Source organism: Klebsiella sp. 28 (genome assembly GCF_018223905.1).
Lineage (GTDB): Bacteria > Pseudomonadota > Gammaproteobacteria > Enterobacterales > Enterobacteriaceae > Klebsiella > Klebsiella pneumoniae.
The window spans coordinates 1-8639 of the sequence record NZ_JAGRQY010000211.1 but is presented as its reverse complement, the minus strand read 5'-3'; the positions used below and the strand labels follow the sequence as shown (position 1 = coordinate 8639).

At 61.4% G+C, this 8639-nt stretch carries 8 protein-coding genes and 1 other annotated feature; of the genes, 6 read left to right on the top strand and 2 right to left on the bottom strand.

The window, feature by feature from the left end:
• Window positions 1-493 (top strand): DMT family transporter (locus tag KHQ28_RS26355; protein ID WP_211777737.1); only part of this gene is annotated, 493 nt, incomplete at its 5' end.
• Window positions 494-514: 21 nt separating this feature from the next.
• Here the strand turns inward: KHQ28_RS26355 and KHQ28_RS26350 are convergent.
• Together KHQ28_RS26350 and rnm are read right to left on the bottom strand one after the other, a co-directional pair.
• Entirely contained in the window at window positions 515-1135 is a 621-nt protein-coding gene (locus KHQ28_RS26350) for an L-threonylcarbamoyladenylate synthase (RefSeq protein WP_002901738.1), read from the bottom strand.
• 16 nt (window positions 1136-1151) lie between these two features.
• A complete protein-coding gene (gene rnm, locus KHQ28_RS26345; protein WP_002901735.1) occupies window positions 1152-2015 on the bottom strand; it encodes an RNase AM in 864 nt (287 codons plus the stop codon).
• 159 nt (window positions 2016-2174) lie between these two features.
• Window positions 2175-2270: a sequence feature (Trp leader region), on the top strand.
• 33 nt (window positions 2271-2303) lie between these two features.
• On the opposite strand from rnm, the gene KHQ28_RS26340 reads away from it, so the two are divergent.
• From KHQ28_RS26340 to trpA, 5 genes are all read left to right on the top strand, one after another.
• Window positions 2304-3866 carry an anthranilate synthase component 1 gene (locus KHQ28_RS26340; RefSeq protein WP_004190758.1) on the top strand — a complete coding sequence of 521 codons (1563 nt, stop codon included), beginning with the start codon at window positions 2304-2306 and terminating at the stop codon, window positions 3864-3866.
• Complete coding sequence (gene trpD, locus KHQ28_RS26335; RefSeq protein WP_004148109.1) at window positions 3866-5461, top strand: bifunctional anthranilate synthase glutamate amidotransferase component TrpG/anthranilate phosphoribosyltransferase TrpD; 1596 nt, start codon at window positions 3866-3868, stop codon at window positions 5459-5461. Before KHQ28_RS26340 ends, trpD begins: the two co-directional genes overlap by 1 nt.
• 3 nt (window positions 5462-5464) lie before the next feature.
• On the top strand, window positions 5465-6823 hold the full coding sequence (gene trpCF, locus KHQ28_RS26330) for a bifunctional indole-3-glycerol-phosphate synthase TrpC/phosphoribosylanthranilate isomerase TrpF (protein ID WP_032419066.1): 1359 nt from the start codon (window positions 5465-5467) through the stop codon (window positions 6821-6823).
• A gap of 9 nt (window positions 6824-6832) precedes the next feature.
• Complete coding sequence (gene trpB, locus KHQ28_RS26325) at window positions 6833-8026, top strand: tryptophan synthase subunit beta (RefSeq protein ID WP_002901730.1); 1194 nt, start codon at window positions 6833-6835, stop codon at window positions 8024-8026.
• On the top strand, window positions 8026-8639 hold a 614-nt coding region (gene trpA / locus KHQ28_RS26320; protein WP_211777736.1), incomplete at its 3' end, for a tryptophan synthase subunit alpha. The genes trpB and trpA, both read left to right, overlap by 1 nt.

Genomic DNA, 8639 nt, shown 5'->3' with positions numbered 1-8639 from the left:
ATCTGGCCTTAGCGCCGCCCTGCTGCTGCCGGGGATTGGCGCCTGCCTGACCGCGACCGCCTGTTACGGTCTGGCCGGCTTTCTGACCCGCCGCTGGATCCAGCAGCGAGGCGGCCTCGAGGCTGAACGCGTCGCGCTGGGTAGCCAGGTCGGCGCCACGCTGTTTCTGTTTCCTTTCTTTCTCTGGTCCTGCTGGCATGGGCCTGCCGTAGACTGGCGGCAGAGTCTGCCGTGGATAGCGATAGTCATGCTGGGCGTGGTCTGCACGGCGGCAGGGTATATTCTCTACTTCCGCTTGATTGCAGATATAGGGCCGCTGCGTTCGCTGTCGGTGACCTTTTTGATCCCACCTTTTGCGGCGCTGTGGGGCTATCTCTGCCTCGGAGAGACGGTGGAGGAAGGATTGATTCTCGGCGCGCTGCTGGTTTGTGTAGCGCTATGGATGATTATCGTGCCGTCGGGGCGAAAACGCGGGGTACCGGACGGCGCATGATGCTCCGCCCGGCAGATAGCCTTAGAGAAACGGCCTCACGTCGCCGACGCCTTCGCGCAGCACCACCGGGGTGTCTTCAGTGAGATCGATAACCGTGGTCGGCTGCTGCCCAAGGAAACCGCCGTGAATGATGAGGTCCACCACTTTCTCCAGACGATCTTTGATCTCTTCCGGGTCGGATTCGGTAAAGTCGCTGCCGGGCAGCATCAGCGACGTGGAGAGCATCGGCTCGCCTAAGGTCTCGAGCAACGCCTGAGCGATGGGGTTAGACGGGACGCGCATGCCGATGGTTTTACGCTTCTCCTGCAGCAGCCGACGCGGCACCTCTTTGGTCCCCTTAAGGATAAAGGTATAGTTGCCCGGCGTGTTGTTTTTCATCAGGCGAAACGCCACATTATCCACAAAAGCGTAGGTTGACAGCTCGGACAGATCGCGGCACATCAGGGTAAAGTTGTGGCCGTCCGGCAGCTGACGAATGCGGCAGATCCGCTCCATCGCCCCCTTGTCTTCAATTTTGCAGCCCAGCGCGTAGCCGGAGTCGGTAGGATAAACGATTACCCCGCCCTTACGCACAATCTCCACCGCCTGGTTAATCAACCGCGCCTGCGGGTTATCCGGATGGATATAAAAAAACTGGCTCATACTTCCCTCTCAATTTTTATTCGGCGGCCGCTTCCCAACTGTGCCAGACGCCTTCCACGCCGGCAGGAAGCCAGAGCTTACGGCCAAGTTCGATCCACGCGCAGGGCTGATGAAAATCGGATCCCTGCGACGCCAGAAGACCAAACTGCACGGCCAGGGTGGCCAGCTGGGCGCGTTCATGGGGCGCCTGCTGACACTGGGCCACTTCCATGGCATCACCGCCCTGCTCGCTAAAGTGGGCCAACAGCCGCTTCAACCACTTGGCGGAAAGATCGTAGCGCCCGGGATGGGCAATCACCGCCTTGCCGCCAGAATGATGAATCACATCAATCGCTTGTTTTATTGTACACCACTGCGGCGGCACGTAACCGGTTTTCCCGCGGGCAAGGTATTTTTTGAAGACTTCCGCCATGTTTTTCGCATGGCCGGCCTCCACCAGAAAACGGGCAAAATGGCCGCGGGTGACGGCGCCACCGTCCGCCAGTCGCAGCGCCCCTTCCCAGGCGCCGGGGATCCGCGCCTTCTCCAGGCGCTCGGCAATCATCTGACCGCGCTGCTGGCGCCGCGCTTTCTGCTCCTCCAGCAGGGCGGTCATCGTTGGGTGCGCAATATCAATATTCAGACCCACAATATGAATCTCGTGATTCTCCCAAAGGGTGGAAATCTCGACGCCGTTCACCAGGGTCAAGGGTAATCCGGCGCGGGCGATCTCCTCCCGGGCCGCCGGGATCGCCGCCACGCTGTCATGGTCGGTGATCGCCAGGGTGCCGACGCGCATCTCATGGGCGCGATGGACCAGTTCCTGCGGAGTCAGCCGCCCGTCAGAGGCGGTGGTATGGCTGTGCAGATCGTAAATCACTGCGTATTGGCTGTCGCTCAAAAGGACTCCTGCTGGACATCAACGTAAATAAGCGCATTATCATACCGACAGGCAGAGAAAATCTGCAAACAAGGGTTGACTTTATTCCATTGAACTAGTTAACTAGTACGCAAGTTCACATGAAGGGGTATCACGATGAAAATGCACTTTATCACTCTGCACAGCTGGTGGCGCACCTCCTGACGACGGGCGGCGTGATCGCGTTTTGCATTCAGCATACAGATACCCGGCCCGCCAATGAGCGGGCTTTTTATTGGACAAAAATAATACGAACAGGCGAGAACAATAATGCAAACATCCAAACCGGCACTCGAGCTTCTCACCAGCGACGCCATCTACCGGGAGAACCCGACGGCGTTATTCCACCAACTGTGCGGCGCCCGTCCGGCGACGCTGCTGCTGGAATCCGCTGACATCGACAGCAAAGATGACTTAAAAAGCCTGCTGCTGGTCGATAGCGCGCTGCGCATTACGGCCCTTGGTGACACTGTCACTATTCAGGCCCTCTCAGCCAACGGCGCGGCGCTGCTGGAATTACTGGACGGCGCGCTGCCCTCCGGGATCAACAATCAGCGCCAGCCCAACGGCCGCATCCTGACCTTCCCGGCCGTCAGCGCCCTGCTCGATGAAGACGCCCGTCTCTGCTCACTGTCGGTGTTTGACGCCTTCCGTCTCCTGCAGGAGCTGGTGAGCGTTCCGGACAACGAGCGCGAAGCGATGTTCTTCGGCGGCCTGTTCGCCTATGACCTGGTGGCCGGTTTTGAAGATCTTCCCCAGTTGCAAAGCGACACCACCTGCCCGGACTACTGCTTCTATCTGGCGGAAACCCTGCTGGTCATCGACCATCAGACCAAGCATACCCGCATTCAGGCCAGCCTGTTCACCCCGCTGGAGAGTGAAAAACAGCGCCTGGAGCAGCGCCTGAGCCAGCTGCGTCAGCAGCTGAACGAGCCGCCGGCGCCGCTACCGGTTACCACCGTGGCCGAAATGCGCTGCGACGTTGACCAGAGCGATGAAGAGTACGGCGCGGTGGTGCGCAAAATGCAGCGCGCGATCCGCGCCGGGGAAATCTTCCAGGTGGTTCCTTCCCGCCGCTTCTCGCTGCCCTGCCCATCGCCGCTGGCCGCTTATGATGTGCTGAAGAAGAGCAACCCCAGCCCGTACATGTTCTTTATGCAGGACAATGATTTCACCCTGTTCGGCGCCTCGCCGGAAAGCTCGCTGAAGTATGATGCCGTCAGCCGTCAGATTGAGATCTACCCCATCGCCGGCACCCGGCCACGCGGCCGCCGCGCCGACGGCTCGCTGGATCGCGACCTCGACAGCCGCATCGAGCTGGAAATGCGCACCGATCATAAAGAGCTTTCCGAACACCTGATGCTGGTGGACCTGGCGCGTAATGACCTGGCGCGCATCTGCACCCCGGGCAGCCGCTATGTCGCTGATTTAACCAAGGTTGACCGCTACTCCTTCGTGATGCATCTGGTCTCCCGTGTAGTAGGCGAATTGCGTCAGGATCTCGACGTCCTCCACGCCTATCGCGCCTGCATGAATATGGGCACCCTCAGCGGCGCGCCGAAGGTCCGCGCCATGCAGCTGATTGCCGCCGCCGAAGGTAAACGCCGCGGCAGCTACGGCGGCGCGGTGGGCTATTTCACCGCCCACGGCGACCTCGACACCTGCATCGTCATCCGTTCCGCCTACGTGCAGGAAGGTATCGCTACCGTCCAGGCCGGAGCCGGCATTGTGCTCGACTCGGTTCCCCAGTCGGAAGCGGATGAGACCCGAAATAAAGCCCGCGCGGTGCTGCGCGCCATTGCCCAGGCCCATCACGCGAAGGAGATTTTCTGATGGCTGACATTCTGCTGCTCGATAATATCGATTCCTTTACCTATAACCTGGCAGACCAGCTGCGCGCCAACGGCCATAACGTAGTGATTTATCGCAACTCCGTTCCGGCGCAGGCGCTGATTGAGCGTCTGGGCACCATGGACAACCCGGTGCTGATGCTCTCCCCGGGCCCGGGTACGCCAAGCGAAGCCGGCTGCATGCCGGAGCTGCTGACCCGTATGCGCGGCAAGCTGCCGATCATCGGCATCTGCCTCGGCCACCAGGCCATTGTCGAAGCCTACGGCGGCTATGTCGGCCAGGCGGGGGAGATCCTCCATGGCAAAGCCTCCAGCATTGAGCACGACGGTCAGGCGATGTTTGCCGGTCTGGCTAACCCGCTGCCGGTGGCGCGCTACCACTCGCTGGTCGGCAGCAATATTCCCGCCGGGCTGACGATTAACGCCAATTTCAACGGTATGGTGATGGCGGTGCGTCACGATGCGGATCGGGTGTGCGGCTTCCAGTTCCACCCGGAATCGATCCTCACCACCCAGGGCGCGCGACTGCTGGAGCAGACCCTGGCCTGGGCGCTGCAGAAGCTGGAGCATACCAACACCCTCCAGCCGATCCTTGAGAAACTGTACCAGGCGGAAACCCTGAGCCAGCAGGAGAGCCACCAGCTGTTCTCCGCCGTCGTGCGCGGCGAAGTGAAGCCTGAGCAACTGGCCGCCGCGCTGGTCAGCATGAAAGTGCGCGGCGAGCAGCCGCAGGAAATTGCCGGCGCCGCTACCGCGCTGCTGGAAAACGCCGCGCCGTTCCCGCGCCCGGACTACCTGTTTGCCGACATCGTTGGCACCGGTGGCGACGGCAGCAACAGCATCAATATCTCCACCGCCAGCGCCTTTGTCGCTGCGGCCTGCGGGTTAAAAGTGGCGAAACACGGCAACCGCAGCGTCTCCAGTAAATCAGGCTCTTCTGACCTGCTGGCGGCCTTCGGCATTAATCTCGATATGAACGCCGATAAATCCCGCGCCGCGCTTGATGAGCTGGGCGTCTGCTTCCTGTTCGCGCCGAAGTACCACACCGGTTTCCGCCACGCGATGCCGGTCCGTCAGCAGCTGAAGACCCGCACCCTGTTCAACGTGCTGGGGCCGCTGATCAACCCGGCGCATCCGCCGCTGGCGCTGATTGGCGTCTACAGCCCGGAACTGGTGCTGCCGATCGCCGAGACCCTGCGCGTGCTGGGTTATCAGCGCGCGGCGGTGGTGCACAGCGGTGGGATGGATGAAGTTTCACTGCATGCGCCTACGGTGGTGGCCGAACTGCATAATGGAGAAATTAAAAGCTATCAGCTGACCGCCGACGACTTCGGCCTGACGCCTTACCATCAGGCACAGCTGGCGGGCGGCACCCCGGAAGAAAACCGTGACATTCTGACGCGCTTGCTACAAGGTAAAGGTGAAGCCGCTCACGAAGCCGCCGTCGCCGCCAACGTCGCCATGTTGATGCGTTTACACGGGCATGAAGATCTGAAAGCTAACGCTCAGCAGGTACTGGATGTGCTGCACAGCGGCGCGGCCTATGACAGAGTGACCGCCTTAGCGGCAAGAGGGTAAAGAATGCAAACCGTTTTAGCAAAAATCGTTGCCGACAAAGCGATTTGGGTGGAAGCCCGCAAACAACAACAACCGTTAGCCAGTTTTCAAAATGAGATCGTTCCGACGCAGCGCAATTTCTATGACGCGCTGGCCGGCACCCGCACCGCGTTTATTCTCGAGTGCAAGAAGGCCTCACCGTCGAAGGGGTTGATTCGCGAGGATTTCGATCCGGCAGCGATCGCCAGCATCTACAAGCACTACGCCTCGGCGATCTCGGTGCTGTGTGATGAGAAATATTTCCAGGGCAGCTTCGATTTCCTGCCGATCGTCAGCCAGGTCGCGCCGCAGCCGATCCTGTGTAAGGACTTCACCATCGACCCTTACCAGATCTACCTGGCGCGCTACTATCAGGCCGACGCCTGCCTGCTGATGCTCTCGGTGCTCGACGATGAACAGTATCGTCAGCTCTCGGCGGTGGCTCACAGCCTGAATATGGGCGTGCTCACCGAAGTCAGCAATGAAGAGGAACTGGAGCGCGCCATCGCCCTGAAGGCGAAGGTGGTGGGCATTAACAACCGCGACCTGCGCGATATGTCGATTGACCTTAACCGCACCCGTCAGCTGGCGTCGCGTCTCGGCCCGGATGTCACGGTGATCAGCGAATCCGGCATCCATACCTATGCCGAAGTGCGCGAGCTGAGCCACTTCGCCAACGGCTTCCTGATCGGCTCCGCCCTGATGGAGCAGGCGGATCTGGAAGCGGCGGTTAAACGCGTGCTGCTCGGCGAGAACAAAGTGTGCGGCCTGACGCGCCCGCAGGATGCCCAGGTGGCCTGGGAGTCCGGCGCCATTTACGGTGGGCTGATCTTCGTCCCGACCTCGCCGCGAGCGGTGAATGACGCCCAGGCCAAAGCGGTGATCGCCGCTGCGCCGCTGCAGTACGTTGGCGTCTTCCGCAATGCGCCGCTGAAGGAGGTGGTCGCCCGCGCGCAGGCTCTGGGGCTGGCCGCCGTGCAGCTGCACGGTGATGAAGACCAGGCCTATATCGACGCGCTGCGCGACGCCCTCGCGGACAACGTCCGCATCTGGAAAGCGCTGAGCGTCGGCGAAACCTTCCCGGCCCGTACGCTCCGCCATGTCGACAAGTACCTGCTCGACAACGGCCAGGGCGGCAGCGGCCAGCGCTTTGACTGGAGCCTGCTGCAGGGCCAGGATCTGCGCAACGTCATGCTGGCGGGCGGCCTCGGCGCCGATAACTGTGTGGAAGCGGCCAAAAGCGGCTGTGCCGGACTCGATTTCAATTCAGGCGTAGAGTCGCAACCCGGGATTAAAGACGCCAGCAAGCTGGCCTCCGTATTCCAGACGCTGCGCGCATATTAAGGAGCAATAATGAGCACTTTACTGAACCCCTACTTCGGCGAATTCGGCGGCATGTATGTGCCGCAGATCCTGATGCCCGCCCTGCGCCAGCTGGAAGAAGCCTTTGTCAGCGCGCAGAAGGACCCGGCCTTTCAGGCGGAATTCACCGACCTGCTGAAAAACTACGCCGGGCGTCCGACGGCCCTGACCAAATGCCGGAATCTGACCGAAGGCACCCGCACCACCCTGTACCTGAAACGCGAAGATCTGCTGCACGGCGGCGCGCACAAAACCAACCAGGTGCTGGGCCAGGCCCTGCTGGCCAAACGGATGGGTAAAACCGAAATTATCGCCGAGACCGGCGCCGGCCAGCACGGCGTCGCCTCAGCGCTGGCCAGCGCCCTGCTCGGCCTGAAATGCCGTATCTACATGGGTGCCAAGGACGTCGAGCGCCAGTCGCCGAACGTGTTCCGTATGCGCCTGATGGGCGCCGAGGTGATCCCGGTGCACAGCGGCTCCGCCACGCTGAAAGATGCCTGTAACGAGGCGCTGCGCGACTGGTCCGGCAGCTACGAAAAGGCGCACTATATGCTGGGCACCGCCGCCGGTCCGCACCCGTTCCCGACGATTGTGCGTGAATTCCAGCGCATGATTGGCGAAGAGACCAAAGCGCAGATCCTTGAAAAAGAGGGCCGCCTACCGGACGCGGTGATCGCCTGCGTCGGCGGCGGATCAAACGCCATCGGCATGTTCGCTGATTTTATCGAGGAAACCAACGTCGGCCTGATCGGCGTGGAGCCCGCCGGACACGGTATCGAGAGCGGCGAGCACGGCGCGCCGCTGAAGCATGGCCGCGTTGGGATCTACTTCGGTATGAAGTCGCCGATGATGCAGACCGCCGACGGCCAGATCGAAGAGTCTTACTCCATTTCCGCCGGGCTGGACTTCCCGTCCGTTGGGCCGCAGCACGCGTTTCTGAACAGCACCGGTCGCGCTGACTATGTGTCGATCACCGACGACGAAGCGCTGGACGCGTTTAAAGCGCTTTCCCGCCACGAAGGGATTATCCCGGCGCTGGAGTCCTCTCACGCTCTGGCCCACGCGCTGAAGATGATGCGCGAGAACCCGGAAAAAGAGCAGCTGCTGGTGGTTAATCTCTCCGGCCGCGGCGACAAAGACATTTTCACCGTACATGACATCCTGAAAGCGCGAGGGGAAATCTGATGGAACGCTATGAGACGCTGTTTGCCCAACTGAAAAATCGCCAGGAAGGCGCCTTCGTCCCCTTTGTCACCCTTGGCGATCCGGGACCGGAGCAGTCGCTGAAAATTATCGATGCGCTGATCGAAGGCGGCGCCGATGCCCTTGAACTGGGGATCCCTTTCTCCGACCCGCTGGCGGACGGCCCGACCATCCAGGGCGCGGCCCTGCGCGCCTTCGCCGCGGGAGTGACCCCGGCGCAGTGCTTTGAGATGCTGGCGGCGATCCGCCAGAAGCATCCGACCATCCCAATCGGCCTGCTGATGTATGCCAACCTCGTCTTCAGCCCGGGCATCGATGCGTTCTATGCCCAGTGCGCCCGCGTCGGCGTCGACTCGGTGCTGGTGGCCGACGTGCCGGTGGAAGAGTCCGCCCCGTTCCGCCAGGCGGCGATGCGCCATAACATCGCGCCGATTTTCATCTGCCCGCCCAATGCGGATGACGATTTACTGCGCCAGATTGCCTCTTATGGCCGCGGCTACACCTATCTGCTGTCGCGCGCCGGAGTGACGGGTGCGGAAAATCGCGCCGCGCTTCCGCTGCACCACCTGGTGGAGAAGCTGGCGGAATATCACGC